This window comes from Curtobacterium sp. MCLR17_045, from assembly GCF_003234405.1.
GTDB classification, from domain to species: domain Bacteria; phylum Actinomycetota; class Actinomycetes; order Actinomycetales; family Microbacteriaceae; genus Curtobacterium; species Curtobacterium flaccumfaciens.
The window spans coordinates 89,787-116,773 of the sequence record NZ_QKTB01000002.1 but is presented as its reverse complement, the minus strand read 5'-3'; the positions used below and the strand labels follow the sequence as shown (position 1 = coordinate 116,773).

Annotated in this window: 23 protein-coding genes and 1 tRNA gene; 19 read left to right on the top strand and 5 right to left on the bottom strand. The window is 70.2% G+C overall.

What is annotated here, in order from left to right; translation table 11 throughout:
* Entirely contained in the window at positions 1–1,542 is a 1,542-nt protein-coding gene (gene hflX, locus DEJ05_RS02725) for a GTPase HflX (protein ID WP_111030468.1), read from the top strand.
* A 198-nt stretch (positions 1,543–1,740) separates the two neighbouring features.
* On the opposite strand, the gene lexA is transcribed toward hflX, so the two are convergent.
* A complete protein-coding gene (gene lexA / locus DEJ05_RS02720) occupies positions 1,741–2,385 on the bottom strand; it encodes a transcriptional repressor LexA (RefSeq protein WP_027464773.1) in 645 nt (214 codons plus the stop codon).
* A 236-nt stretch (positions 2,386–2,621) separates the two neighbouring features.
* On the opposite strand from lexA, the gene DEJ05_RS02715 reads away from it, so the two are divergent.
* From DEJ05_RS02715 to DEJ05_RS02645, 15 genes are all read left to right on the top strand, one after another.
* A complete protein-coding gene (locus DEJ05_RS02715; RefSeq protein ID WP_027464774.1) occupies positions 2,622–2,999 on the top strand; it encodes a LysM peptidoglycan-binding domain-containing protein in 378 nt (125 codons plus the stop codon).
* 64 nt (positions 3,000–3,063) lie between these two features.
* Positions 3,064–4,170: a histidinol-phosphate transaminase gene (locus DEJ05_RS02710; protein WP_111109684.1), complete on the top strand. Its 1,107-nt coding sequence runs from the start codon at positions 3,064–3,066 to the stop codon at positions 4,168–4,170.
* Positions 4,167–4,769 (top strand): imidazoleglycerol-phosphate dehydratase HisB, encoded by a 603-nt coding sequence (hisB, locus tag DEJ05_RS02705; RefSeq protein WP_027464776.1) that lies wholly within the window; start codon positions 4,167–4,169, stop codon positions 4,767–4,769. Before DEJ05_RS02710 ends, hisB begins: the two co-directional genes overlap by 4 nt.
* Entirely contained in the window at positions 4,766–5,404 is a 639-nt protein-coding gene (gene hisH, locus DEJ05_RS02700) for an imidazole glycerol phosphate synthase subunit HisH (protein WP_111109683.1), read from the top strand. Before hisB ends, hisH begins: the two co-directional genes overlap by 4 nt.
* A gap of 97 nt (positions 5,405–5,501) precedes the next feature.
* Positions 5,502–6,248, top strand: a complete 747-nt coding sequence (gene priA / locus DEJ05_RS02695; RefSeq protein ID WP_017885902.1) for a bifunctional 1-(5-phosphoribosyl)-5-((5-phosphoribosylamino)methylideneamino)imidazole-4-carboxamide isomerase/phosphoribosylanthranilate isomerase PriA — start codon at positions 5,502–5,504, stop codon at positions 6,246–6,248.
* 4 nt (positions 6,249–6,252) lie between these two features.
* Positions 6,253–7,068: an SseB family protein gene (locus DEJ05_RS02690; RefSeq protein ID WP_111030464.1), complete on the top strand. Its 816-nt coding sequence runs from the start codon at positions 6,253–6,255 to the stop codon at positions 7,066–7,068.
* Positions 7,069–7,138: 70 nt separating this feature from the next.
* Positions 7,139–8,014, top strand: a complete 876-nt coding sequence (locus tag DEJ05_RS02685) for a ParA family protein (RefSeq protein ID WP_017885900.1) — start codon at positions 7,139–7,141, stop codon at positions 8,012–8,014.
* Complete coding sequence (locus tag DEJ05_RS02680; RefSeq protein ID WP_171907825.1) at positions 7,998–8,801, top strand: ScpA family protein; 804 nt, start codon at positions 7,998–8,000, stop codon at positions 8,799–8,801. Before DEJ05_RS02685 ends, DEJ05_RS02680 begins: the two co-directional genes overlap by 17 nt.
* The gene (gene scpB / locus DEJ05_RS02675) at positions 8,791–9,480 is read left to right on the top strand and encodes an SMC-Scp complex subunit ScpB (RefSeq protein WP_258370495.1); all 690 of its coding nucleotides are present in this window, start codon (positions 8,791–8,793) and stop codon (positions 9,478–9,480) included. Before DEJ05_RS02680 ends, scpB begins: the two co-directional genes overlap by 11 nt.
* Before the next feature lie 1,267 nt (positions 9,481–10,747).
* On the top strand, positions 10,748–11,536 hold the full coding sequence (locus tag DEJ05_RS18280; RefSeq protein WP_231495626.1) for a pseudouridine synthase: 789 nt from the start codon (positions 10,748–10,750) through the stop codon (positions 11,534–11,536).
* A gap of 58 nt (positions 11,537–11,594) precedes the next feature.
* Positions 11,595–12,707, top strand: coding sequence for a prephenate dehydrogenase (locus tag DEJ05_RS02665; RefSeq protein ID WP_111109681.1), 1,113 nt, complete (start codon positions 11,595–11,597; stop codon positions 12,705–12,707).
* 215 nt (positions 12,708–12,922) lie between these two features.
* Positions 12,923–13,618 (top strand): (d)CMP kinase, encoded by a 696-nt coding sequence (gene cmk / locus DEJ05_RS02660; protein ID WP_071405656.1) that lies wholly within the window; start codon positions 12,923–12,925, stop codon positions 13,616–13,618.
* A gap of 109 nt (positions 13,619–13,727) precedes the next feature.
* On the top strand, positions 13,728–15,248 hold the full coding sequence (der, locus tag DEJ05_RS02655; RefSeq protein WP_071405612.1) for a ribosome biogenesis GTPase Der: 1,521 nt from the start codon (positions 13,728–13,730) through the stop codon (positions 15,246–15,248).
* A gap of 114 nt (positions 15,249–15,362) precedes the next feature.
* Positions 15,363–15,989 carry a hypothetical protein gene (locus tag DEJ05_RS02650; protein ID WP_146245000.1) on the top strand — a complete coding sequence of 209 codons (627 nt, stop codon included), beginning with the start codon at positions 15,363–15,365 and terminating at the stop codon, positions 15,987–15,989.
* A gap of 148 nt (positions 15,990–16,137) precedes the next feature.
* Positions 16,138–16,659, top strand: a complete 522-nt coding sequence (locus tag DEJ05_RS02645; protein WP_111109679.1) for a hypothetical protein — start codon at positions 16,138–16,140, stop codon at positions 16,657–16,659.
* A gap of 93 nt (positions 16,660–16,752) precedes the next feature.
* On the opposite strand, the gene DEJ05_RS02640 is transcribed toward DEJ05_RS02645, so the two are convergent.
* Both DEJ05_RS02640 and DEJ05_RS02635 read right to left on the bottom strand, forming a co-directional pair.
* Positions 16,753–18,909: an ATP-dependent DNA helicase RecQ gene (locus tag DEJ05_RS02640; protein ID WP_181440632.1), complete on the bottom strand. Its 2,157-nt coding sequence runs from the start codon at positions 18,907–18,909 to the stop codon at positions 16,753–16,755.
* Between the two features lie 76 nt (positions 18,910–18,985).
* A complete protein-coding gene (locus DEJ05_RS02635) occupies positions 18,986–20,461 on the bottom strand; it encodes a hypothetical protein (RefSeq protein ID WP_111109678.1) in 1,476 nt (491 codons plus the stop codon).
* Positions 20,462–20,531: 70 nt separating this feature from the next.
* On the opposite strand from DEJ05_RS02635, the gene DEJ05_RS02630 reads away from it, so the two are divergent.
* The 3 genes from DEJ05_RS02630 (at position 20,532) to DEJ05_RS02620 (ending at position 22,151) form a co-directional block, all read left to right on the top strand.
* Complete coding sequence (locus tag DEJ05_RS02630) at positions 20,532–21,362, top strand: endonuclease/exonuclease/phosphatase family protein (protein ID WP_111109677.1); 831 nt, start codon at positions 20,532–20,534, stop codon at positions 21,360–21,362.
* Positions 21,359–21,940: a hypothetical protein gene (locus tag DEJ05_RS02625; protein WP_071245046.1), complete on the top strand. Its 582-nt coding sequence runs from the start codon at positions 21,359–21,361 to the stop codon at positions 21,938–21,940. Before DEJ05_RS02630 ends, DEJ05_RS02625 begins: the two co-directional genes overlap by 4 nt.
* A 137-nt stretch (positions 21,941–22,077) precedes the next feature.
* Positions 22,078–22,151: transfer RNA gene (locus tag DEJ05_RS02620), tRNA-Pro, on the top strand.
* 517 nt (positions 22,152–22,668) lie between these two features.
* Here DEJ05_RS02620 and DEJ05_RS02615 read toward each other — a convergent pair.
* Positions 22,669–26,067, bottom strand: coding sequence for a DEAD/DEAH box helicase (locus DEJ05_RS02615; protein WP_258376072.1), 3,399 nt, complete (start codon positions 26,065–26,067; stop codon positions 22,669–22,671).
* 79 nt (positions 26,068–26,146) lie between these two features.
* A complete protein-coding gene (locus tag DEJ05_RS02610) occupies positions 26,147–26,920 on the bottom strand; it encodes a DUF1837 domain-containing protein (protein ID WP_258376071.1) in 774 nt (257 codons plus the stop codon).
* Between the last annotated feature and the right edge of the window lie 67 nt (positions 26,921–26,987).

The window sequence follows — 26,987 nt, the reverse complement described above, 5'->3', positions numbered from 1 at the left end:
ATGACGGATACCCATCAGCAGAACCACCAGACCAACGACGACAGCGCAGACGGTGTCGTCGAGAGGGTGTTGCGCAACGCAGACCACCGCGCAGCATCGTCCATCTTCGCACCCGCCCAGGCCATCCAGACGCAGTCGGTCGACGACCGCAGTTGGACCGGCGACGGCGACCAGTACGACCGTGAGGACCGTGCGGCTCTGCGCCGTGTCGCCGGCCTCTCCACCGAACTCGAGGACGTCACCGAGGTCGAGTACCGCCAGCTGCGGCTCGAGCAGGTCGTCCTCATCGGCGTGTACCCCCAGGGCGACGCGCAGGACGCCGAGAACTCCCTCCGTGAGCTCGCGGCACTCGCCGAGACCGCGGGCGCCGTGGTGCTCGACGGGCTCCTCCAGCGTCGGCCGAACCCGGACCCGGCCACCTACCTGGGCAAGGGCAAAGCCCAGGAGCTCGCGATGGTCGTCAAGGCCACCGGCGCCGACACGGTCATCGCCGACACCGAACTGGCACCCTCGCAGCGTCGTGCGCTCGAGGACGTCGTGAAGGTGAAGGTCATCGACCGCACGGCCGTGATCCTCGACATCTTCAGCCAGCACGCGAAGACCCGCGAGGGGAAGGCGCAGGTCGAACTCGCCCAGCTGCAGTACCTGCTGCCTCGACTGCGCGGTTGGGGTGACTCGATGTCCCGGCAGGCCGGTGGCCAGGTCTCCGGAGGCGCTGGCATGGGCTCTCGTGGCCCCGGTGAGACGAAGATGGAGCTCGACCGCCGCAAGATCCACACGCGGATGGCGAAGCTCCGCCGGCAGATCGCCGGGTTCACCCCGGCCCGTGAGGCCAAGCGTGCCGAGCGCAACCGCAACGAGGTGCCGAGCGTCGCGATCGCGGGCTACACCAACGCCGGCAAGTCGTCGCTGCTCAACCGGCTGACGAGCGCGGGCGTGCTGGTGCAGAACCAGCTGTTCGCGACGCTGGACGCCACCGTCCGTCGGACCGAGAGCGCCAAGGGCCGGGAGTTCACGTTCGTCGACACGGTCGGCTTCGTCCGCAACCTGCCGCACCAGCTCGTCGAGGCCTTCCGCTCCACCCTCGAAGAGGTCGGCGACGCCGACGTCATCGTGCACGTGGTCGACGGCTCGCACCCCGACCCCGGTGCGCAGCTGTCCACCGTGCGCGAGGTCATCGGCGACGTCGGTGCGGGTGACATCCCGGAGATCGTCGTCTTCAACAAGGCCGACCTGATCGACGACGCGCAGCGCCTCGTGCTCATCGGACTCGTGCCGGACGCGGTGTTCGTGTCTGCGCGCACCGGTGAGGGCATCCCGGAGCTCCTCGGCGTCATCGAGGACCGCCTCCCCGAGCCCGACGTCGACCTGACCATCGTCGTGCCGTACGACCGCGGCGACCTGGTGTCGTCGCTGCACGACACCGGCTCGGTCGAGTCCGTCGACTACGTCGAGGACGGCACGCGCCTGCGGGTGCGCGTCTTCCAGCGGCAGGTCTCCGAGCTCGAGCCCTACGTGGTCACGCCGGTCCCGACCGTCTGACGACCGGCTCCGGCGGGCGCTGGCGCTGGGGAGCGCTGCCGCGCGGCCTGGAGGCCCGTGACGGGTCCGCCGGACACCGTCACGTCGCCGAGACGCCCCGGAACACACGAAACGCCGCCGGATCCGGCGGCGTTTCGTCGTGCAGGGGGCGTCGTGCGGTGACGACGGCGTCCCGCGTCGGTGCAGCGCGAGCCGCGGTCAGAGGGAGCGGAGGACCGCGACGACCTTGCCGAGCACCGAGGCCGCGTCGCCGAGGATCGGCTCGAAGGCGGAGTTGCGCGGCAGCAGCCACGTGTGACCGTCGCGCTGGCGGAAGACCTTGACCGTCGCCTCTTCGTCGAGCATGGCCGCGACGATGTCACCGTTCTCGGCTGTCTGCTGCGACCGGACGACGACCCAGTCCCCGTCGCAGATCGCGGCGTCGATCATCGACTCACCGACGACCTTGAGCATGAACAGCTCGCCCGTGCCGACGAGCTGTCGGGGGAGCGGGATGATCTCGTCGACGTGCTGTTCGGCGGTGATCGGGACACCGGCGGCGATCCGGCCGACGAGCGGCACGAGCGTGGTGGCGTCGATGTCCGGTCCGCCGACGTCGGACGACGGCTCGTCGACCAGGACCTCGAGCGCGCGCGGTCGGTTCGGGTCGCGGCGGATCCAGCCACCGAGCTCGAGCTGGCCGAGCTGGTGGGAGACGCTGGAGAGTGAGGAGAGCCCGGCGGCGTCGCCGATCTCGCGCATGCTCGGCGGGTAGCCCCGTGAGGCGATCGACGCACGGATCGCGTCGAAGATCGCCTGCTGCTTCGGCGTCAGCGGCTTCTGGCCCCGCAGTTCGTCCACCACGTCGTCTCGCTTTCGTCGGTGCCGGTCCGGCCGCGGCGGGAATGTCGGTGGTCCCCGTCAGGCTTGTCCCAGTCGATCGAAACAGTATCCGACCAGCCAGGGCCGGACAAACACCTGTTCGAGCGTGTCGCAAGAAAACCCCGCAGAAATCCACTCCCAGGACTTGTGCGTCGTCTGATTCGAAACTATGTTCGGTACACGACTTCGGTTCCACCGAACGGGAAGGCAAGAACGACATGAGCACCATCGCCATCGCTGACATCCAGCGCACCGCGGCGCCCGCGGTGCGTACCCGCCTGCGTCTGACGCGTCGCGGCCGCATCGTCTTCACGACGCTGGCCGCGCTCCCGCTCCTTATCGTCGTCGCCCTCGGCGTGCTGAACGGCGGGCAGGCCTCCGCCGGAGACGCCACCGCCGGCGGCGCCCGCACCCAGTTCGAGACCGTGACGATCCAGCCGGGCGAGACGCTCTGGCAGCTCGCCGAGCAGACGGCGCCGAACTCGGACCCGCGTGACTTCGTGCAGGACGTCGTGAGCCTCAACGCGCTCGACGGCTCCGCGCTGCAGGCCGGCGAAGAGATCGCCATCCCCACCAAGTACACCGACGGCGAGTAGCCACTCGGGCAGCGCCGTCCAGACGGCTGGTCGTCGCACGGTGACAGCGGCCTACGATGGATCGGTGGCATTCACGCTCGAAGACCTCCCGATCCGAGACGACCTGCGCGGGCAGAGCCCCTACGGCGCCCCGCAGAAGCACGTCCGTGTGCAGCTCAACGTCAACGAGAACACGCATCCCGTTCCGGACGACGTCGCTGCCGACATCGTCGAGTCGGTCCGGCAGGCCCTGCTGACGGTCAACCGCTACCCGGACCGCGAGTTCACCGAGCTCCGGCAGTCGCTCGCCGACTACCTCGGACACGACCTGACCGCCGAGCAGCTCTGGGCGGCCAACGGATCGAACGAGGTGTTGCAGCAGCTCCTCCAGGCGTTCGGCGGGCCCGGTCGCTCGGTGCTCGGGTTCCCGCCCACCTACTCGATGCACTCGATCCTCGCGTCGGGCACCGGCACCACGTGGATCCCTGCCCAGCGGGACGACGAGTTCCGCATCTCGCCCGAGACCGTCGTGGCGGCGATCCGAGAGCACCAGCCGGACATCGTGTTCCTGTGCGGGCCGAACAACCCGACGGGGACCCCGCTCGACATCGAGACGATCGCGGCCGCCTACGACGCGACCGACGGCATCGTGATGGTGGACGAGGCGTACGCCGAGTTCATGCCGTCCGACGCCCCGAGTGCCCTCACGCTGCTGCCCGGTCGTGAGCGCCTGGTGGTCTCCCGCACGATGAGCAAGGCGTTCGCGTTCGCCGGTGCCCGGGTCGGGTACATGGCCGCACACCCCGCCGTCGTCGACGCCGTCCGGCTGGTCCGGCTGCCGTACCACCTGTCCGCGCTGACCCAGGCGGCGGCGATCGCGGCACTCCGGCACGCCCCCGAGATGCTGGCGATGGTCGACGACATCAAGGGGCAGCGTGACCGCATGGTCACCGAGCTCCAGGCCATGGGGTACCGCACCTACGAGACCTGGTCGAACTTCGTCCTGTTCGGTGCTGTCGCCGACCCGAACGCCGCGTTCGAAGCGCTGCTCGAGCGCGACGTCATCGTGCGCGACCTCGGGATCCCGAACCACTTGCGGGTGAGTGCGGGGACCGAAGCCGAGACGACCGCGTTCCTCGACGCCATGCGGCAGGTCGCCGCCGAGCAGCCGCCGGTTAGGGTTAAGGCATGACCGCCCGCACCGCCTCGATCAGCCGTTCGACGAGCGAATCGAGTGTCGAACTCGAGCTCGACCTGGACGGCACCGGGACCTCGTCGATCTCGACCTCCGTGCCGTTCTTCGACCACATGCTGACCGCGTTCAGCAAGCACTCCCTGATCGACCTGCGGGTGCGCTCGACGGGTGACACCGACATCGACGTGCACCACACCGTCGAGGACACCGGCATCGTGCTCGGTCAGGCGATCAAGCAGGCCCTCGGCGACCGCTCCGGCATCGGCCGGTACGGCGACGCCCTGGTCCCGCTGGACGAAGCGCTGGCCCAGGCCGTCGTCGACGTCTCCGGGCGTCCGTTCCTGGTGCACTCCGGCGAGCCCGCGGGCTTCGAGTTCCACCGCATCGGCGGCCACTTCACCGGCTCGATGGTCCGCCACGTGTTCGAGGCGATCACGTTCAACGCCGGCATCACCGTCCATGTCCGCGTGCTCGAGGGCCGCGACCCCCACCACATCGCCGAAGCCGAGTTCAAGGCGTTCGCCCGAGCCATGCGCAAGGCGGTCGAGCTGGACCCGCGCGTCGACGGCATCCCCTCCACGAAGGGCGCCCTGTGACAACCGCCAAGCCGAACGTCGTCGTCCTCGACTACGGGTCGGGGAACGTCCACTCCGCCGCCAAGGCACTCGAGCGCGCCGGCGCCGAGGTCACCCTGACCTCGGACAAGCAGGCGGCACTCAAGGCCGACGGCCTGCTCGTTCCCGGCGTCGGGGCGTTCGCCGCCGTGATCGACCAGCTCGAGGGCGTGCAGGGTGGTGAGATCGTCGACCACCGTCTGGCCGGCGGGCGACCCGTGCTCGGCATCTGCGTCGGCATGCAGGTCCTGTTCTCTCGCGGCATCGAGCGTGGTGCCGACGTCGAAGGGCTCGGCCAGTGGCCCGGCACCGTGCAGGAGATCCAGGCCGAGGTGCTGCCGCACATGGGCTGGAACACCGTGCAGGCGCCCGAGGACTCCGTGCTGTTCGACGGACTGCACGACGAGCGCTTCTACTTCGTGCACTCCTACGGCGTGACCGACTTCCCGCTCGATGCGTACGGGCCGTTCCGTGCGCCCCGTCTGACCTGGGCCGAGCACGGGCAGCCGTTCATCGCCGCGGTCGAGAACGGGCCGCTCACCGCCACGCAGTTCCACCCCGAGAAGTCCGGCGAGCCGGGCATCCGCCTGCTCTCCAACTGGGTGCGTTCGCTCTGAACCCGGCCGGTGCCGGGCGCGACGGCCGTGCCGGACGCGCACCGGGCCTCCCGGCTGTCCGCAGCCCCTTCTCCACCGCAACGAAACCGACAGGACCATGACCGACCTCACCGACACCCCGCCCCTCGTCCTGCTGCCGGCTGTCGACGTCGTCGACGGACAGGCCGTGCGACTCACCCAGGGCGAGGCGGGGAGCGAGACCGGCTACGGCGACCCCGTCGCCGCTGCCCGGACCTGGCGTGACCAGGGTGCCGAGTGGATCCACCTCGTCGACCTCGACGCAGCCTTCGGTCGTGGCGACAACCGCCGGGTGATCGCACACGCCGTCCGCGAGGTCGAGGGCGTCTCCGTCGAGCTGTCCGGTGGCATCCGTGACGACGCCTCGCTCGAAGCGGCACTGGCGACCGGTGCGGCGCGCGTGAACCTCGGCACCGCGGCGCTCGAGAACCCGGACTGGGCCGCGCGGGTGATCGGTGAGTACGGCGAGCAGATCGCCGTCGGGCTGGACGTCCGCGGCACCACGCTGTCGAGCCGCGGCTGGACCGAGGACGCCGGTGACCTGTGGGAGGTGCTCGACCGGCTGGAAGCCGCCGGGTGCGCCCGCTACGTGGTGACCGACGTCACGAAGGACGGCACGCTGCAGGGGCCCAACGTCGAACTGCTCCGCCAGGTGTGCGACCGGACCGACCAGCCCGTGGTGGCCTCCGGCGGGATCTCGACGCTCGACGACCTCCGTGCGCTCCGCGAACTCGTGCCGTACGGGCTCGAGGGCGCGATCATCGGCAAGGCGCTGTACTCCGGGGCGTTCACGCTGCCGGCCGCACTCGACATCGCCTCCGAGTAACGCCGTGGCGGGCATCTCGAACGGCCGCGGCACCGGGCCGGACGCCGACGACGCGCACACCCCCGGCGGGGCGGCGGACTCGGCGGGCTTCTCGTGGGAAGGCCGCACGTTCGACCACCACGACACCGCGTTCGCCGACGACGACGGACTCGCCGATCCCGCGGTGGTCGCGGCCATCGGTGCGATCGCCGACGGTGCGTCCCAGGCGGCGATCGTCGAGGCGCTCCGGACCGCCCGGCTGCTCATCCCGCTCATCGCCGAGGCCGGTGACGTGGGGGAGACCGACGAGGGCAAGCTCGTCGACAAGACCCAGGAACTCTCGATCGTGACGGTCGCCGGTCCGGACGGTCGCAGCGTGATGCCGGCGTTCACCTCGGTGGACGCCATGCACGCGTGGGACCCGGACGCGCGACCGGTGCCGGTGGAGTCCCGCCGTGTGGCGATGGCCGCGGCGAGCGAGGACACCCAGCTCGTCGTGCTCGACCCGAAGTCGCCGACCGAGTTCGTGCTGCGACGTCCGGCGGTCTGGGCGCTCGGGCAGGACCTGCCGTGGACCCCGTGCTTCGAGGACCCCGAGGTGGCCCGGGCCTTCGCGGCCTCGGTCGAGGGGGAGCCCAGCGTCGCCCGTGTCGAACTCGCGCCGGGCGACCCGGTCGGCCGGTTCGCCGGGCCGGAGCTGACGGTGGGACTGGCGCTGCACCCGGGGCTCGACCGCGAGCAGGTCGGCGAGCTCGTGGGCCGACTACAGCAGCGGTGGTCGACCGACCCCGTGATCGCGGAGCGGGTCGACAGCATGCGCGTCGCCCTGCGCGCTGCCTGACGAGCAGCAGCGCGGCGGTCCCGCGGCGGTGCGACCCGGCCCAGCCCGAGGTCGCCGGTACGATGACGGGGTGAGCCCGAACCCGACGACCAACCCCACCGGCGCGACCACCCACGGTCCGACGGGGCGTCCCGTCCGGGACTTCCCCGTGCCCGAGGAACTCGACAGCACCGGACCCGCCCGCATCATCGCGCTCTGCAACCAGAAGGGCGGCGTCGGCAAGACCACGACCGCCATCAACCTGGGCGCTGCGCTCGCCGAGTACGGCCGCAAGGTCCTGGCCGTCGACTTCGACCCGCAGGGTGCGCTGTCCGCGGGCCTCGGCGTCCGGACGCACGACATCCACACCGTCTACGACCTGCTCATGGGTGCCGTGAAGGACCCGAACCAGGTCATCCAGCCGACGAACACCCCCGGCCTCGACGTCATCCCGGCGAACATCGACCTGTCCGCGGCCGAGGTGCACCTGGTCAACGAGGTCGCCCGCGAGCAGATCCTGGCGAGCGTGCTGCGCAAGGTCGCGAACGACTACGACGTGATCCTGGTCGACTGCCAGCCGTCGCTCGGCCTGCTCACCGTGAACGCCCTGACCGCGGCACACGGCGTCCTCATCCCGCTCGAGTGCGAGTTCTTCGCGCTCCGCGGTGTCGCCCTGCTCATCGAGACGATCGACAAGGTGCGCGACCGTCTCAACCCGGCGCTCAAGCTCGACGGCATCCTGGCGACCATGTACGACTCGCGCACGCTGCACTCGCGCGAGGTCATGGAGCGGGTCGTCGACACCTTCGACGACCGCGTGCTCGACACCGTCATCGGCCGCACCGTGAAGTTCCCGGACGCCACCGTGTCCGCACGCCCGATCACGCAGACCGCGCCGGACCACCCTGCCGCCCACGCCTACCGGCAGCTCGCACGAGAGCTCGTCCAGCGTGGCGCCGTCGCCTGACGCGGGGTTCCGGGTCCGGCTCGCCAACTTCGACGGACCGTTCGACCTCCTGCTGTCGCTCATCACGAAGCACGAGCTCGACATCACCGAGGTGTCGCTCGGTGCCGTGACGGGGGAGTTCATCCAGTACGTCCGGCAGGCCGAGTCCGCCGACGAACTCGACGAGGCCAGCGAGTTCCTCGTCGTCGCGGCGACTCTGCTCGACCTGAAGATCGTCGGGCTGCTGCCCCAGGGTGAGCTCGTGGACGCCGAGGACGTCGCCCTGCTCGAGGCCCGCGACCTGCTGTTCGCCCGATTGCTGCAGTACCGCGCGTTCAAGCAGGCCGCCGACTGGTTCGGGGAGCGCTGGGGCGTCGAGTCGCGCCGGCACGTCCGCAGCGTCCGGCTCGAGGAACGGTTCCGCGCGCGGACGCCGGAGCTCGTCTGGACCCTGTCGGTGCAGGACTTCGCCGCACTGGCCGCGCTGGCCTTCGCCCCGCGGGAGATCCCGACCGTCGGCCTGGATCACCTGCACGCCCCGCTCATCAGCATCCGCGAACAGGCCGCGATCGTCGTCTCGATCCTCCGCACCCGCGATGGCGAGGGGGTCTCGTTCCGTGAACTGGTCGCGGGCGTCGACCAGACGGGTATCGTGGTGGCTCGCTTCCTCGCGATCCTCGAGCTGTACCGGAACGCGTCGATCTCGTTCGAGCAGCTCGAGCCGCTCGGGGAGCTGACACTGCGGTGGACCGCCGAGGACTGGTCCGACGAGAGCCTCGCGAACCTGGGAGCCGACTATGACGGATGACGTGCACGACACGTCCAGCGCCGAACCCGGCGGCGCTGACGAGATGGCCGACGCCCGCGCGATCGAGCACGAGATCCACGAGCGCGCCGCAACGCAGTCCCACCCCACCATCCCCATCGACCGGCAGCTCGAGGCCATCCTCATGATCGCCGACCAGCCGCAGTCGCTCGTCGCACTCGGTGCTGCGGTCGGTTCGCCCGTCCCCGCCGTCCGCCAGGCGATCGAACGCCTGGTCGCCGACTTCGACGGCGTCGACGGCACGATCCGCCGTGGCTTCGAACTGCGCGAGGTCGGTGGCGGCTGGCGCTTCTACGTCCGCGCCGACCTGGACCCCGTGGTCGAGCAGTTCGTCGAGGCCGAGCGCCCCTCGCGGCTGTCGCAGGCCGCACTCGAGACCCTCGCGGTCGTCGCCTACAAGCAGCCGATCACCCGCTCGCAGATCGCTGCGATCCGCGCCGTCAACGTCGACGGCGTCGTCCGCACCCTGGTGGCACGCGGCCTCATCGAGGAGTCGTTCACCGACGCCGAGACCGGCGCCATCAACTACGTCACGTCCGACCTGCTCCTGCAGCAGCTCGGCATCAACTCGCTCGACGAGCTGCCGCTCATCTCGCCCCTCCTGGACGACGGTGCGGACGGCTTCGAGCAGAACGAAGGGATCCCCGATGGCAGGGTTTGACGACCGGGGGCGCGGCGCGCCCCGAGACCGAGACGACCGCAACGGACGCTCGGGAGGCCCGGATCGCTCCGGCCGCCCGGCCGGCGGACGCGGCGGGGCCGGCTCCAGTGCCGGTGGCCGCTCCGGCGGGTACGGTCGCGACGACCGCGGGGGCGCACGCCCGCCGCGTGACGACGACCGTCGTGGCGGGTACCCGTCGCGCGACGACCGCGGCGGCGACCGTGGTGGGTACCGCGGGGCTTCGGCGCCCCGTGACGACCGTGGTGGGTACCGGGGCCGTGACGACCGTGCCGGTGGCGGCGACCGCGGTGGGTACCGCGGCAACTCGGCTCCGCGTGACGATCGCGGTGGCTACCGCGGCCGTGACGACCGTGGTGGGTCCGCTCCTCGCGACGACCGCGGTGGTGACCGTCGGGGCTACCGCGGGAACTCCGCTCCGCGTGACGACCGTGGTGGGTACCGCGGTCGCGATGACCGATCCGGTGGCGGCGACCGTGGTGGGTACCGCGGCAACTCGGCTCCGCGTGACGACCGTGGTGGGTACCGCGGCCGCGACGACCGTGGGGCTTCGGCTCCGCGTGACGACCGTGGTGGCTACCGCGGTCGCGATGACCGTTCCGGTGGCGGCGACCGTGGTGGCTACCGGGGTCGTGACGACCGTGGTGCTTCGGCTCCGCGTGACGACCGTGGTGGGTACCGCGGCAACTCGGCTCCGCGTGACGACCGTGGCGGCTACCGGGGTCGCGATGACCGATCCGGCGGCGGTGACCGTGGTGGCTACCGCGGCAACTCCGCTCCGCGCGACGACCGCGGCGGGTACCGGGGCCGTGACGACCGCAGCGCCGCCCCGCGCGACGACCGTGGTGGGTACCGGGGCCGTGACGACCGCAGCGCCGCCCCGCGCGACGACCGTGGTGGGTACCGGGGCCGTGACGACCGTGGCAGCTCCGCTCCCCGCGACGACCGCGGTGGGTACCGGGGTCGCGACGACCGTGGCAGCTCCGCTCCCCGCGACGACCGGCGCGACGACCGCCGGACTCCCGACGGCCAGCAGAGCCGCGTCTGGCACAACGGCCGCCGCTACGTCGGCGGCACCACGAGCGTCCGCAACAGCGACCGCACCACGCCGAAGCCGAGCGGGCAGCGCGACGACCGGGGCAACCCGGCCGAGGGCACGCCCGAACGGCCGATCATCGAGGACTGGGACGCGGCGGACGGAACGGCTCCTGCCGGGGCCGAGCCGGGCCTCCAGGCAGAGGGTGAGCGCCTGCAGAAGGTGATCGCCGCTGCCGGCGTGGCATCCCGCCGGGTCGCGGAGAACCTGATCGTCGAGGGCCGCGTGACGGTCAACGGCGAGGTCGTGGACGCCCTCGGGCGTCGCGTCGACCCCGAGAAGGACGCGATCAGCGTCGACGGCGTGCCCGTGCAGATCGACTCGTCGCGGCGCTACATCGTGCTGAACAAGCCGACCGGTGTCGTCTCGAGCCTGCAGGACGAGCGCGGTCGCCGCGACCTGACGGAGTTCGTGGACCGCTACGAGGAGCGCCTGTTCAACGTCGGCCGTCTCGACACCGAGACCTCCGGGCTGCTCGTCCTGACGAACGACGGCGACCTGGCACACGTGCTGGCGCACCCGTCGTTCGGTGTGCAGAAGACGTACATCGCGAAGGTCCACGGCAACGTGAACCCCGCCGTGGTGCAGCGCCTGACCGAGGGCGTCGAGCTCGAGGACGGTCCGATCAAGGCCGACAAGGTGCGGTTGCTCGAGTCCTCGCGGGGTGAGTCGCTCGTCGAGATCACGCTGCACTCCGGCCGCAACCGCATCGTCCGTCGCATGCTCGAGGCCGTCGACCACCCGGTCCTCGAACTCGTCCGCCGGTCGTTCGGACCGCTGCACCTGGGCAGCCTGCCGCCGGGCAAGATGCGCGAGCTCGGCACCGTCGAGGTCGGCAAGCTGCTCAGCACCGTCCGTGACGCGAAGCCGTCCGCTCGTGACGACCGTGACGTCGCGCTCGACCAGGACGACGACGAGTACGAGGACGAGTCGGCGGACTGACCGAACCCGACGCTCGGGCATCGACCGATGCCCGAGCCTCGATCGGTAGGCTTGCCCGGTGACCGACGTGACCCCGACCGACATCGACCGCCGTCTGCGCGGCCCGGTCCGGGTCGTCGGTGCCGGGCTGCTCGGCGCCTCGATCGGTCTCGCCCTGCGCGAGAAGGGCGTGGACGTCGTCCTCGACGACGTCTCGCCCGCCGCACTGGCGCTCGCCGTGGACTACGGCGCCGGGCGTCGACCGTCCGCCGGCGACCAGCCGGAGCTCATCGTCGTCGCGGTGCCGCCGGACGTCGTGGCGATGGTGGTGGAGCGCGAGCTCGCTGCCCACCCCGACGCCGTGGTGACCGACGTCGCCAGCGTGAAGTCCGGGCCGCTCGCCGCCCTGGTGGCGGCCGGGGCCGACGTCTCCCGCTACATCGGGTCGCACCCGATGGCCGGACGCGAGCGCAGCGGTCCGACCGCCGCCCGCGCCGACCTGTTCGTCGGCCGCCCCTGGGTCATCGCCGGGCACGACGGCATCACGTACCAGCGTGCCGCGGTGGTCGAGGACCTCGCGCTCGACGTCGGCGCCACCGTCGTGCCGATGGACCCCGAGTCGCACGACCTCGCCGTGGCCTACGTCTCGCACGCGCCGCAGCTCGTGTCGACGCTGATGGCCTCGCGCCTGCGGGACGCCCCCGACGGGTCGCTCGGCCTGGCCGGCGGCGGCGTGCGCGACGTCACCCGGATCGCCGCGAGCGACCCGGGGCTCTGGGTGCAGATCATCGGGGCGAACGCCGGGCACATCCGGCCGGTGCTCACCGACCTGCGCGACGACCTGTCCCGCGTGATCGACGCGCTCGGCGACCCGGACGGTGCCGGATCGCCGCGCACCATCGCCGAGACCATCGCCGACGGCAACCGCGGGGTCGAACGACTGCCCGGCAAGCACGGCACCACCAAGCGCTTCGCCCAGGTGGTCGTCCTGGTCGACGACACCCCCGGGCAGATCGCCGCACTCCTGACGTTCATCGGGGAGATCGGCATCAACCTCGAGGACATGCGCCTCGAGCACTCACCGGGCGCACAGATCGGCATCGTCGAGGTGTCGGTGCTGCCCGAGCAGGAACAGCGACTCGTCGAGGAACTCGAGGGGCGCGGATGGAGGATCGCAGCAGCATGGGCCTGAACGACGACACGAACGACTCCGGCGTGATCAGTGGACGCGCTCCGGCCGGTGGGACCGACGGGCCCGACTCCGGCCTCCCGACGCCCGGTACCGGTGGTGCCGGCGGGCCGCTCGGCGGCCCGGGTGACGGCTCCGGCGGCGACGGCGGTCCGCTCGGCGGTCCGGCCGGCGGCCTCGGTGAGCCCGGCGGGGAGCCCGGTTCGACCAGCGCCCCGATGCCGTCCGGCCTGGCCGACGGCGCCTACGTGGCGAAGATCGTCATCGCGGTCGACGGCCCCGCCGGCAGCGGCAAGTCGAGCGTCTCCCGCGCGGCTGCACGCGCTCTGGGCTACGGGTACCAGGACACCGGCGCCGCCTACCGTGCACTCGCGTGGCACGCCCTGCAGCAGCAGGTCGACCTCGACGACGCCGCGGCGGTCCTGGCGAGCTGGGACACCTTCGACTACGCCATCGGCACCGACCCCGACGACTACTACGTCAAGGTGGGGGAGACCGACGTGACCGAGGCCATCCGCACCCCCGACGTCACCGGCGCGGTCGCCCACATCGCCAAGCTCCCGGACGTCCGGAAGCGCCTGGTCCAGCTGTTCCGCAACGTCATGCGGAAGACCGACGCCCCGGGCATCATCACCGAGGGCCGGGACATCACCACGGTCGTCGCACCCGACGCCGAGGTCCGGATCCTGCTGACGGCCGACGAGTCCGTTAGAATGGCCCGACGCTCGGCAGAGGTCACGACCCAGTCGGCCGCCGAGACCTCCGCAGCACTCGCTCGTCGCGACGCGGCGGACGCGAAGGTCGTCGACTTCATGAACGCCGCCGACGGCGTCACGACGCTCGACTCCACCGACCTCGACTTCGACCAGACCGTGCAGGCGGTCGTCGACCTGGCCCGCGCGGCCACGCACTGACGCACGACCGGACGGCCTCGGCCGCCTGGTCACACCACGGCCGGACCCCCGGCCCCGGCCGGCAACGGCCACCGACACCGCGGCCCCGGCCGCTCGCGAGGAACCCAAGATGGCTCAGCTGGACAACCCGGACAACGACGACTTCCCCCGGTACGACGACGCCCTCGGCGAGCGGCTCGCCGGACTCGACGAGGCCGAGGCCGAGCAGCGCGCGACCGCGCTCCGCGCCGGACTCGAGGAGTACGACCTCGAGGACGAGGACCTCGCCCTGCTCGAGGCCGGTCAGGTCGGCGAGGACGGCGTCCACTACCTGCCCGCATACCCGGTGCTCGCGATCGTCGGCCGCCCGAACGTCGGCAAGTCCGCGCTCGTGAACCGCATCCTCGGTCGTCGCGAGGCCGTCGTGCAGGACGTCCCCGGCGTCACCCGCGACCGTGTCAGCTACAAGGCCGACTGGAACGACAAGCGCTTCACCCTCGTCGACACCGGCGGCTGGGAGCCCGGCGCCGAGGGCATCAACGCCTCCGTCGCCGCGCAGGCCGAGGTCGCGATCGACCTCGCCGACGCCGTGCTGTTCGTCGTGGACGTCACGGTCGGGATCACCGCCACCGACGAGCACGTCGTGAAGATGCTCCGCGGCACCGACCGCCCCGTCATCGTCGTCGCGAACAAGGCCGACGACGAGCGCCGTGAACTCGACGCCTACGAACTCTGGAACCTGGGGCTCGGCGAGCCGCACCCGGTGTCGGCCCTGCACGGCCGTGGCGTCGCGGACCTGCTCGACCTGATCATCAAGACGCTGCCCGACACCTCGGCCGTCGCCAAGCAGGAGGTCGGCGGCCCCCGCCGTGTGGCCATCCTCGGCCGTCCGAACGTCGGCAAGAGCTCGCTGCTCAACAAGGCTGCCGGTGAAGAGCGGGTCGTCGTGAACGACATCGCCGGCACCACCCGTGACCCGGTGGACGAGCAGATCGAGCTCGGCGGCAAGGTGTGGCGCTTCGTCGACACCGCCGGCATCCGGAAGCGCGTCCACATGCAGCAGGGCGCCGACTTCTACGCCTCGCTCCGCACCACGGCCGCGCTCGAGAAGGCCGAGGTCGCCGTCGTCGTCCTCGACGTCACCGAGCCGGTGTCCGTGCAGGACCTCCGCATCATCGACCTCGTCCTCGAGTCCGGCCGTGCCCTCGTGCTGGCCTACAACAAGTGGGACCTGCTCGACGACGAGCGCCGCCGCTACCTGGAGCGCGAGATCGAGCAGGACCTGGCGCACGTCGCCTGGGCCCCGCGCGTGAACATCTCCGCCCGCACCGGCCGCCACCTCGAGAAGCTCGTGCCCGCGCTCGAGACCGCCCTCGAGTCGTGGGACACCCGCATCCCGACCGGCAAGGTCAACGCCTTCATCGCCGAGCTCGTGCAGGAACACCCCCACCCCGTTCGCGGCGGCAAGCAGCCCCGCATCCTGTTCGGGACCCAGGCGTCGAGCCAGCCGCCGACCTTCGTGCTCTTCACGTCGGCGTTCCTCGACCCGCAGTACCGACGCTTCATCACGCGTCGCCTCCGCGAGGTCTGGGGCTTCTCCGGCACGCCGATCAACGTCAACATGCGGGTGCGCGAGCGCCGGAAGCGCTGAGCCCTCCCGCCCGTCACGCAGAACGCGCCTCGATCCGTCGGGGCGCGTTCTGCGTTCGCGTTCGGCCTGGAGGCCCGGGGCCGGTCCGGCGCGCCGGTGCGGCATCATGGGGGCGTGGGTACCGGGCCGTGGGCAGCGGACCGACGTCGGCTCGCCCTGGTGGGCTTCCTCGTCGGTGTGGTCGTCGTGGGTTCGGTGTCCCTGTGGACGATCTCGCACGCACCGGACGACGGCGACGCGGTCACCCGTGCCGACTCCGTGCCCTCCGAGCCGGCGCAGTCGCCCGACGTCCGACTGCCGCCGTCCAACGGCCTCGAGGAACCGATCGAGCCGGAACCCGTCCGTCCGGTCGACGGTTCGCCCATCGACCCGTGGTGGCGCCGCGTCCCGCCGGTCTCCGGTGACATCGTCGGCATCGGGGCTGCGGCCTCCGGGCACGTGCGGATCGCCGGGAACACGGATGACGAGACGCTCGCGGTGGAGATCGACCACCTGGAGACCGGCGGGGACGGCCCGGTCGACGTCGTGCTGTCCGCGGGGACGGTGCGCGGTGGCTCGAAGCCGGTGTGGACACCCGCCGGGGAGTCCTACGACCTGTTCCAGGCAGCCGGGGTCGAACAGGGGCTGACCGTCGTGCTCAGCGACCCGTGGTCACTGCCCGACGAGGTCCGTTCCCTGGTCCTGCTCGACGCCGACACCGGCACCGTGCTCGGTGGCGCGGCACTCGTCCCGTCGGACTGAGCGGGGCCGGGCTGGGCGGGTTGGGGTGCGCTGCGCCGACGCAGAACGACTGCGTCGTGGTCGTCCGACGTCGACAGTCTCGTTCCGCATCGGTGCTCGTGGCTGTGCCGCGTCCGCCGCCACCGCTGGGATGGGGCACGATGTACTGGTGACGCAGCAGAACGACGGACTCGGTGTGCTCGCCGACCGTGTGTGGTGCCGTCTGCGGCTCGACCGGTTGGCCGGAGGTCGGCAGGCCGGGTACGTGATCCGCGAGGACATGCTCGAACACCCCGACACCGTCCGCTCGTTCCGGTGGATCCGGTGGCTGCTCGTCGCGGAGACCGTCGTCGGGCTCACCGCAATCGTGGTCGCCGTGCTGCTGACCCGCGCGGGGGAGTCCCTGTCGTGGGCGGTGTGGTTCCGGTCCACCGTGGTGCTGCTCATCACCCTGACGCTCTACGTGTTCGCCTGGCGGGCACAGCTCGGGTACTACTGGGCGTACCAGCGGATGCGGTTGTTCAGCCGGATCTTCCCGATCGTGACGCTGATCGTCGCGGCGATCCCGGGCCTCTACCCGTTCTGGATGGTCATCGAGCAGATCCTGTTCTCGGTGCTCATGGTCGGTATCGGCGACGTGCTGACGAGCGACCACATGCGGGCCACGTTCCCGAAGCCCGCGCGGCAGTAGGGCTCCGGCGGGCGGCGGACCGGCTCCGCGACAGAACACGAGTCGATCGACACGTGGACTGTCGCAAAACAGATGTGGGGCGGCGCGAGCGGGCTAGGCGACCGTGGCCAGGGCGAACGGCAGCACGGCGGATGCCCCGGCGCGCCGGAGCTCCCGACCGGCGACGGTCATCGTCCACCGGCTGTCGACCAGGTCGTCGACGAGCAGCACCGGGCCCTCGTGCGACTGCAGGGCGGCGGCGAGCGACGGATCGACCACGAAGGTGTCCCACACGCCGGACAACCGGTAGGCGCTGTTCGTCGCACCGTCGCCACGAGGGGTCCCGCCAGCGCGGCCGAGCGTGCCGAGGAACTGCAGCCGCCCGATGGTGGACAGCGCCTGGGCGAGGGACCCCACGAGCTCGGGCCGTGACCGCGACGACATCGCCACGACGCCGGTCGGCCGGGCCTCCCACGGCCAGTCCTTAAGCGCCCGGACACAGCCGTCGACGAGCTCGCGCGAGATCGGGGCATCGGGGGTGGACGGTGAGAACAGCGCACGCAGTGGACCACCCCAGCCGAGGTCGGTCAGACGCGCCACCGCACGGCCCGGCTGCACGAGCTCGTCCGGGCCGATCTTGCCCCGCACGGAGACACCGAGCGACGACATCCCCGAGGGCCACTGGGCACGCGGGGCGATCTCGACGCCGACCTTGTCGAGCGCGGCCGCGGCTCCGGACGAGTCGGTGTCGGACACGGCGGTCGGGAACCAGGCGCCGGCGCAGTTGTCGCACCGGCCGCAGGGCTCGGCCGAGGGGTCGTCGAGGTCCTGCTGCAGCAGCTGCATGCGGCAGGCCGAGGTGGACTCGTAGTCGAGCATCGACGCTGCCTCGGCGGCACGGGCCGCTGCGACCCGCTCGTACCGGGGTGCGTCGTACTCCCACGGCTGCCCGGTCGACACCCAGCCGCCGGTGACGCGTCGGACGGCGCCGTCGACGTCGAGCACCTTGAGCAGGAGTTCGAGGGTGGAGCGCTTGATGTCGACCAGGCCCTCGAGCGCCACGGTCGACATCGCGGTGTCGGTGGACAGGGCGCCGAGCACGGCGGCGGCGCGGGCTTCGGTCGGCATCGAGGCGCTGGCGAAGTACTGCCAGATCTCGCGGTCCTCGCGTCCGGGCAGGAGCAGGACGTCGGCGTTGTCGGTCGCACGACCCGCACGACCGATCTGCTGGTAGTAGGCGACGGGCGACGAGGGAGCGCCGACGTGCACGACGAACCCGAGGTCGGGCTTGTCGAACCCCATGCCGAGCGCACTCGTGGCGACCAGGGCCTTCAGCTCGTTGCCCTTGAGCTGCTGTTCGAGCTGTTCGCGCTCGTCGGTGTCGGTGCGCCCGGTGTAGGCACGGACGGCGTACCCGTTGTCGCGCAGCAGTCGTGCGATGTCCTCGGCTGCCGAGACGGTGAGTGTGTAGATGATGCCGCTGCCGGGCAGGTCGCCGAGGTGCGCGAGGAGCCAGCCGAGCCGCTGCCGGGCATCGGGCAGCGTGAGCACACCGAGGCGCAGGGACTTGCGGGCCAGGGACCCACGGATGGTGAAGACCGGGTCGGCCGGGCCGGCGGTGAGCTGCTCGGCGACGTCCTCGACCACGCGCTCGTTCGCCGTCGCGGTGGTGGCCAGGACGGGGACGCCGTGGGGGAGCGACCGGATGAGCTCGGCCAGTCGGCGGTAGTCCGGCCGGAAGTCGTGGCCCCAGTCCGAGATGCAGTGCGCTTCGTCGACCACGAGCATGCCCATCCGGGCGATCAGGGTCGGCATCTGCTCGTCGCGGAACTTCGGGTTGTTCAGCCGCTCGGGGGAGACGAGGAGCACGTCGACCTCGTCACGGGCGAGGGCGGCCTGGGTCTCGCCCCACTCGTGGGCGTTCGCGGAGTTGATCGACACCGCGCGGACACCGGCCCGCGCGGCAGCGGCGACCTGGTCACGCATCAGGGCGAGCAGCGGCGAGACCAGGACCGTCGGGCCGCCCCCGCGTCGGCGCAGCAACAGCGTCGCCAGGAAGTACACGGCCGACTTGCCCCACCCGGTGCGCTGGACGACGAGGGCGCGCTGCCGGTGCTCGACCAGCGCCGACATGGCCTCGAGCTGGCCGGGGTGGAACACCGCGTCGGGGCGCCCCGTGAGCGCAGCGAGCGCCTGCTGCGCCTCGGCGGCGATGTCCGCAGAGGGGGACACGGAAGACGACGCGGTGGACCCGACACCAAGACCAGACATGCCCCCATGCTGTCAGGAGCAACCGACGAAACCCGACCCGCGCCTCCCGGCTGTGGACAACCGGACCAACCGGGCCCTACTGGTAGGTGACCAACGACGGTGTCGGCTGCACGTCCTGCATGGTCTGCGCGGGCGTCAGCATGGGCGTGTCCTCGTCATAGAAGTTCTTCCAGCCCCAGTGCAGCCCATCCGGCGCGCCCTGGTGCAGTGCCTTCCACGTCGCCTGCTTGTCCGGCTGCGACCCCTGCCCGTCGACGTGCACGAGCATGTCGAGCTCCGGGTGGGTCTGCAGCGCGGAGCGGTCCTGGATCATCGACAGCCGGAACTGGTGCAGCACCAGGGCTTTCGGCGGCAGCCCCTCATCGCGCACGAGCGCAGCCAGCCACGAGGACACCTCGTTCACCTCGGAGGCCGAGACACTCCCGATCTGCTTGAGGGGCACCTGGTCCTTCGTCAGCCGCCACTCCGGGTCGAGCGCCAGCCAGACGCCGGGCTTCTTGAGCAGCGACTCGTACTTCTTGGCCTGCGACAGGAAGTCCGAGCGGCCCGGCTGCAGGTCGATGATGACCGGCATGTCCGCATCGTGCGCGGCGTCGACGTAGGGCTCGAGCGTCGACACCGGCAGCTCCGTCGAGTAGTCGCCGTCGGCTCCGGCGTCCCCCGCGGCGACGGTCGCGATGACCTCCATCGCGGGCGTCACGAGCTCGTCGGACTCCGCCCGGTACGGCTTCGCGACCTGCTCGGCACGCTGCACGGTCTCCTTCGGCCCCTGCTCGCCGAGCACGCCCAGCGCAGGCGCCCCGGGAGCCCCGTACAGCGCGACGTACCGGTGCCCGTCGAACGGCCGCTGACCGCCGTTCCGCAGCTGGAACCCGCCCTCGGCCGCCCGCACCGTCCACTCCGGGTTCGGCAGGGCGTCGAACGCCGCACCGACCAGGACCGTCGGGTGCTTCGCCCGCTCGTGCAGCGCCGTCACCACGTCAGGTGCGGCAGCCGGGTCGGTCACGCCCTCCGGCATGGTCACGACGCGAGCGCCGGCGGCCTTCGCTGTTGCTACGGCAGCAGCGTCCGCACTCGCGTCCGCCACCACCACCGTCGCCTGCCGGGAGGCCCGGGTCGACTCCGGCGCGTCACCGCCGTCTGGCGCCTGCCGCTGTTCGACGTCCGTGTCGAGCGACAGGTCGCCCTCGGCCTGGTACCAGTCGGCACCGAGCCGGTCGAGCTCGCGGGCGACGGCAGTGCTCTTGTCCTTGGCCGTCAGCAGCACCGGGACGTGGGCGCTCGCCGCAGCCTTCGCCGCATCGCGGATGCCGTCGGTGTCGCCGGCCCGGGCGACGACCGCTCCCGGGGCACTCGCGAACAGGGCCTTGCTGACGCGGACCGACCGGGCGGCGGCGTCCGAGGCGTCGGCCACCGTGACGGTGTCGGCCGAGGCCTTCGCCAACGTCGGGCGGCTCGTGTCCGGTCCGCTCGACGTGCACCCGGCGGCTCCGAGCAGCAGGCCGGAGACCGCGATCGCGACCAGGAGACGAGGGGTGGAACGAGAACGCATCGAGCCACCATACGAGCCAGACGGAGAGGTCCCTGAGAATCCGACGGGTGTCGTCTCGTAGAAGGGAGGCATGCCCCACCACCCCGACGACCGCCCGCTCATCGGACCGGTCCGGTCGCCCGAGGTGCACTGCATGACGCTCAACGTGCGTCGCCGCGTGCCGCGGCAGCTGACCCACCCGGACGCCTGGGAGCGTCGCCGCGACGCCGTGCTCGCGCTCGTCACGTCCGAAGCGCCCACCGTCGTCGCCGTCCAGGAGGCCCTGCCCACGCAGGCGGACGACCTCACCGCCGGCCTCGGGTCGGGTTGGGAGCCCGTCCTGGCCGGACGGGGAGCGCGCGGAGGTGGTGAACAGGTCGGCCTGTTCCTCGACCGTTCCCGCCTCGACGTCGTCGAGCGCCGCACCTGGGCGCTCTCCCGCACGCCCCACCGCCCCGGCTCGCGGTCGTGGGCCACGTCCTTCCCCCGGCACGCCGTCGGAGCCGTCGTCGACGACCGCGCGACCGGCGCTCGGTTCCTGGCGATCGCCACCCACCTCGACGTCGCCTCGCCGTGGGCCCGGCTGCGGTCCGCCGAACTGCTCGGCCGGATCGTCCGGCAGCGCGGCCTGCCCGCCGTGGTCATGGCCGACTGGAACAGCCCCGCCGGATCCGCACCATGGCGAGCCCTGGCGGAGGCTGGGGTCGAGGACAGCTGGGGGCGGGCCTCCAGGCAGGTGGGTGAGCCCTACGGGACGTACCCGCACTACGGGAGTCCGCGTGTCGGTGGCCGGCGGATCGACGGGGTGCTCGTGACCGCTGAGGCGGAGGTGGACCGCGTCGCGGTCGACGTGCGGCGGCCGGGCGGCGTCTGGCCGTCCGACCACGCCGCCGTGCACGCGGTCGTGCGGTGGGCGTCGTGATCGCCACGCTCGGGCCGACGTTCCTGCGGCCGCGGTTCCTGGTGGCCGACGTGGTGCGGGCGCTGACGCTCGTGAGCGTCGTCGTGGCGAGCGTCGGGTGGGGTGGGACGGCGTTCCCGGTCATGGCGCTGGCGCTGCTCGGGGTCGTGGTGCCGCGGATGCTCGGGCTGCGGCCGGCCTTCGACGTGGCGGTGTGCGTGCTCGTGCTCCTCGCCGGGTGGTCGAGTGTGCTCGAGTGGTACACGACCGTCTTCCTGTGGGACAAGTTCATGCACGTCGTGCTGACCGGGCTGCTCGCGGCGGTGCTCTACGTCATCGGTGCCGACCTGCGCGCTGTGCCGGCCCCGCACGCCGAGCGCCGGGTGGTCGTCGCGGTGCTCGCGCTGTGTGCGGGACTCGCGGTCGGGGCGGTCTGGGAGATGGGGGAGTGGCTCGGGCACAACTTCGTCGACTCGAAGATCTTCGTCGGGTACGACGACACGATCGGGGACCTGGCGGCGGACGGGTCCGGCGGGTTGCTCGTCGGGCTCGGGTTGCCGTGGTTGGCGGCGCGGCGCGAGGTGGTGCGGCCGGGCTGAGCGTGTCGTTCGCGTCGCGTTGCTCCGACTCGCCGTGGCACGGAGGGGGTCTGACGTCCGCTATGCTGGACCGGTCGCTCGCGCTCCGGTCGGACGTGGGCGAGGATCCTCCTGGATCCTGAGTTCTCCGGAACTCGCGGGCTGTGGCGCAGCTTGGTAGCGCACTTGACTGGGGGTCAAGGGGTCGCAGGTTCAAATCCTGTCAGCCCGACCGAAACGTGTCTGACACGATGACAGAAGCCCACCGAGGATCTCGGTGGGCTTCTTCGTTTCAGTGGCCATCGCGGGATCACACCGGACGCTGAAAGAGAGCGCCTACTCCGCCTCGCCGAGTGTGCGGCGTACCACCTTCGCGACCGTGTAGAGCCACACCCGGCAATTCGCATCCCCGTGCGCATAGAGATCTTTGACGACCTCCAGGACTGGACCCAGCGCACCCGGCGGTCAGCTTGTGCGGCACCGAGAGCACAAGCTCTGTGGCCGCATCAAGCGTGTACGAGCCCGCCTCGGTGGATGCGAGATGGTCGATCCTCAACCCGAACTGGTCCCCCGCGGACTCCGTCATCGACGGCTCTACCGGGCCGCCATCGGGGGCGAACGATGAAAGTCCTGTTGTGCAATCCACGAGCCCGCTCATCATTAGGCCCGCGGCCGGTGATCGAGCCATAGCCGCGAGGTAGGCCGTGAGTCACGGCGATGCAATCTGGAGCCATAGATCCGGCGGATGTCTACGCAAAGAGGTCGGACGGGCCACGGTACTCGAGCTCGACCGTGTCGCCGACGCTGGTCGCGGTGACTTTCAGTAGTCCCTGGCGACGTGGGCTCAGGCGCGCGGTCAGCACGCCAACTTGCCGGGCATCTGCTGTCTCGAGCAAGGTTGTTCCGTTGGTCTGGGAGAGCGCCCGGTATGGCTCGCCGAAGCTCGGCTCGTAGCCAGGCATCCAAGTCACTATCGACTGGTGCACCTCGTGAACCCACGTTCGCTGGCGCGACGTGACGCTGCGCCTGGCGAAGCTCGTCCACAGTTCGTGGGTGGTCGGAGTCGGCCACGCCATGCCTCCGGCTGCGAGTTGTGTCGCGTCGGACGTCATCCACTCATGTAGCCCGCCAAGCGTCGAGAACTCGGCTCCAGTCGACTCAACTGCGGCGAGCGCTCCCGACCGAGACGCGAAGCCTGCACGCATCAGCGTTGAGGCGGCTCTGTTGAGTGTGCCGGCCTCGACGGCGGCGACGCTCAGTCCGGCCTCCAGACCCGATAGCTCCCAGGGGAATGCATCGGGGGCGGGGTGTGCTGTAGCGCGAACACGGACGGCTTCGAGTGCCCACGGGAGTCGGTATGCGAGGGTGTCTTCAATGAACTCGGCCGTTTCGAGGCTGTCGTCGGCCGCGATTTCTACGACTGGGTGCCCTCGCAGCCACCCGACCAGAATCTTCTCCCAGTTACGCGGTCGAGTCTTCGGAGTGAAGGGGAAGATATCGAGCGCGATCCTGGCGAAGCGGGTGATGGCGTCGATCGCTTCTCCATCCATGCCGAGTCGGATGGCCGCTTCGGCGATTTGCAGGTGACGGTTGAGGTGCTCAGCATGTGAATCGAGTTCCCGGCCGGTCGCAAGCCCAACGCCGGCCAGGTAATACCCGCGCCGCTGATCCGGAGTCGTGTTCCGCCAGATGACTCCAGCTCGGGCCACGAGACCTGTCCGCAGTGCGTTGCGCACAGGTTCCTGATAGCGAGCGATCGTCCGGGCCCACAGCGACGAAGCGAGAACAGCATCGAGCGCGGTACCGAGATCGGCCTCCGTGATAGATGAGTCACTGAGCAGGCCAAGTATCGCGCAGTCCAGACTTGCGAGCTGGCCCGGCCAGGACTTCATAGCTTCGCTCGTGGTCTCTTCGTCCTCGGTCGCAATCGCGGGGAAAGACCAGTCGGCAACCCCTGTCACGTACTCGGTGAACTCGGCCCAGTCGACCTCACCGAGACTGTCGGACATCCTCTGGAGCAGGGTAACGAGGAGTCGGAAGAGTCCGCTCTGCATATCCCGCAGCTGCGAATCTTCGACGAGCTGTTCCCAGTTCTGTCGTGCTCGTCGGGTGGGCTCGAACATCGGATGCACGACAAGTCCGGACGAATCGACGAACGCTCGTCCGGCGCGGCCAACGACATTGCGGAACTCGGCGCCATCGATGATCTTCCGGTTGCGCCACAGACTGTGCACCACAAGCGAGCTCGCCGACAGGTTCAGTCCCTGCGCCAGCGTGGGGGAGGAGATCGTGATCTTAAGTTCTCCCTGTTGCAGAAGCTTCTCAACTTCTCTGCGGTACGGCCCTGGCAGAGAGCCGTGATGGATGGCGACGCCCATGCGCAGGCAGGCAAGGAGAGGATGGTCGGCTCCGAACCATTCTTGACCGATGCTCAGTGCGGTGTTCAGGACAGTCGGGTCGCCATCGAAGACGCTACGGAGCGCACCTTGCCTGGCCAACTTGACAATCAACTTGGCAAACGCGTTGACAGAGGTCTTCAGTGGGCAGAACACCAGTACGGTCTGGCCGTCGTCGACCAGCCGCCAGGCGGTGGCCAGCGTCAGTTCTTGCGCGTCCTTCGGGAACGGGAGCTTGCGTTGCTTGCTGGGAACGGTCTCCGCGGTGAGGAATCGGGGCACGTACGGTTCCTCACCGCCGACAGTGATGTTCAGCCTCGCGTTGTCTCCCCGCCAGACGACCGCTCCGTACCGGAGCGTGGTGGGACGCCAGTCGCTGCTGATCAGTCCATCGGGCTCATCGTCTGTGAGCCAATCGACGAAGTCCTTCACCTCGTCGCCCTCGGGCAGGATCGCTGAGAGGCAGATGATGCGACGAGTCTTCGCATCGGGGCGGCGAAGGAGGCGCTGGATCTGGACCTCGTACCGGACCTCCCGCTCGTTCGCGCCGATCATGTGTCCCTCGTCGAGCACGATAAGCCCGACATCGTTGAGGAGATCCGGATCGTTGCGGAGCGCGAAGTCGAGCTTCTCGGGAGTAGAGACCACGATGTCGCGCTCCTGGAGGATGCTTTCGTCGACATCACTGACCCCAGTGGCGCCGTACAAGGATGAGATGGTCTTGCCGAGAGGGACGAAGGTGCGCTCCAGCGCGGTCTCGGTCTGTGCGGAGAGCGCCCGGAGCGGGGTGACGAACACCACTCGTTTGCCTTCGGCCAGGGTCGCGAGGATGCACAGTTCGGCGACGCGAGTCTTGCCGGCGCTCGTGGGGAGGGAGAGCACGAGATTGTCTTGGGTGTTCAGGACCCGTGACGCAGCTTCCAGTTGGGAGGGCCAGAGGTCGATTTCGGAGCGGCGTCGGCGGAAGAGCGAGGCGATGAATGTGGCGCGCAGGCGATCCCACTCGCCAACGTCCCCGTCTCCCGGGCCAGTCGGCAAGACCACGTGGAAGCTGGATTCCCACAGACCCCGGAGCAGGTGGATCGCCAGTCGATGACACCACCACTGTGGCACCATGCTCAGGGCGGCTGCGCCGCGCATACCGATCTGCAGTCGCGCGATGGCGCCCGTGAGGAGCGTTGGCTCGCCACGTTCGAACGCCAGCATGGCCACGCTGATCGCGGCCATAAACGCATCGGCCAGGGCGGTATCGGTTACATCGAGGACATCGGCCCCGCCGTCGAGATCGTTGTTCGTGTCGCTCGGGTCGAGCGTGCGGCGTAACTCCGCGGCGAGGCTCGCATCTGTCGCCTTTTCATCTGCGCGGGTTTCGGAGACGAGGCCCGTCAGTGTGTCAAGATCCCGGAGCATGAGCAGAACCAAGCATCTCTCGATGGGTGAGACGTTCTGATCGTTGCGCGTCGCGGTCAGAAGTGAGTAGGCCCGTGCTGAGTATCGTGCGAGGTGAAAGCTGGCTGCAGCGACCACGCGATGAAAGCCCAGTTCTGGTGTTCCTTCCCCTCGGGCGACGACGGATTCGATTGCTGCCGCTGCGTTCTCGAATGCCTGTCGGGACACGTCGGTAGGTCCCTCAAGATCGCTCAGCTCTAGGCCGTGCTCCAGTAGCGCGTAACCGTAGGCGAGAAGATCGTGGCTCAGTAGGACGTCAAATGCGGGAGCGTCCTCCGGGAGAGCGCCATCGCGCCATATCATTGCGCGCGCTTCCCCGCGGGCGAGGAGCCGTCCACGAAAGCCCGGCGCAGTTGCCCGACCGATCGCGGTTTCGAGATCCTCAACGCGCCCGGGCATCACGGATCACCTTCTCGAAGACTCGACGAATGAACGCCTGGTGCTCTGGGACCTGTAGCCCCACGCCGAGTCGGCGGATCTTGCCCGCGTAGGCGTTGGTGTGATTGCGCAGCAACTTGAGAGGGTTGTTGCCGGAGAACGTGAACAGCAGGTGCAGTACCTCGCTTGGTCGGATACGTGCGCGAAGTTGGGCGGCGATGATCTTCACGTGCAACTCCGTCTCGCCCACCTCGCGCAGACGCGCGGCGACGAACATCAGTGCATGGGGCGTCGGCAGGCCGTGATCGCTCAGCAACGCCGTCTCAGCCTCGTCCAGAGTCGAAGTCGACAGGCTCGCGCGACTCTTCGCCTCACCCTTGAGGAACTCGAGCTTGTCGTCGTCCACCAGGCGAACGCCGAGGAGATCATCGCCGCGCATGGGCATATCGCGGCTGTCCTTCCACCGCAGGCGCGCGATCATGCGATAGCCGAGTTCTCGCGCCACATATTGGGTGCCAAGGATCTCTCCGAGTTCGCCCGACCGGGTCCGCTTGCTGACCGGCAGCTTTCCGCTGAGGACTTCCGCCGCCTCGGGCTTGCCGAGCTCGCGTAGCACTGCCGCGATCTCATCTGCAGAAACATAGTGACGGGGCACAGCGGCAGCAGCCCATGTCACCCCCGTGTTCACCGCGGCCTCGTCGAGCGGCACCATCCTCACAACTTTGTGAGGGCCGACGTCCTCCCGCGTGGTGGTCACCCACGACTTAATTCGAGCCATCCGAGCAATCCTCCAAAAGTTGCCTGGTAAAACGAATCGTCCGGCCTGCAGGACGCGTGAGCTTGCG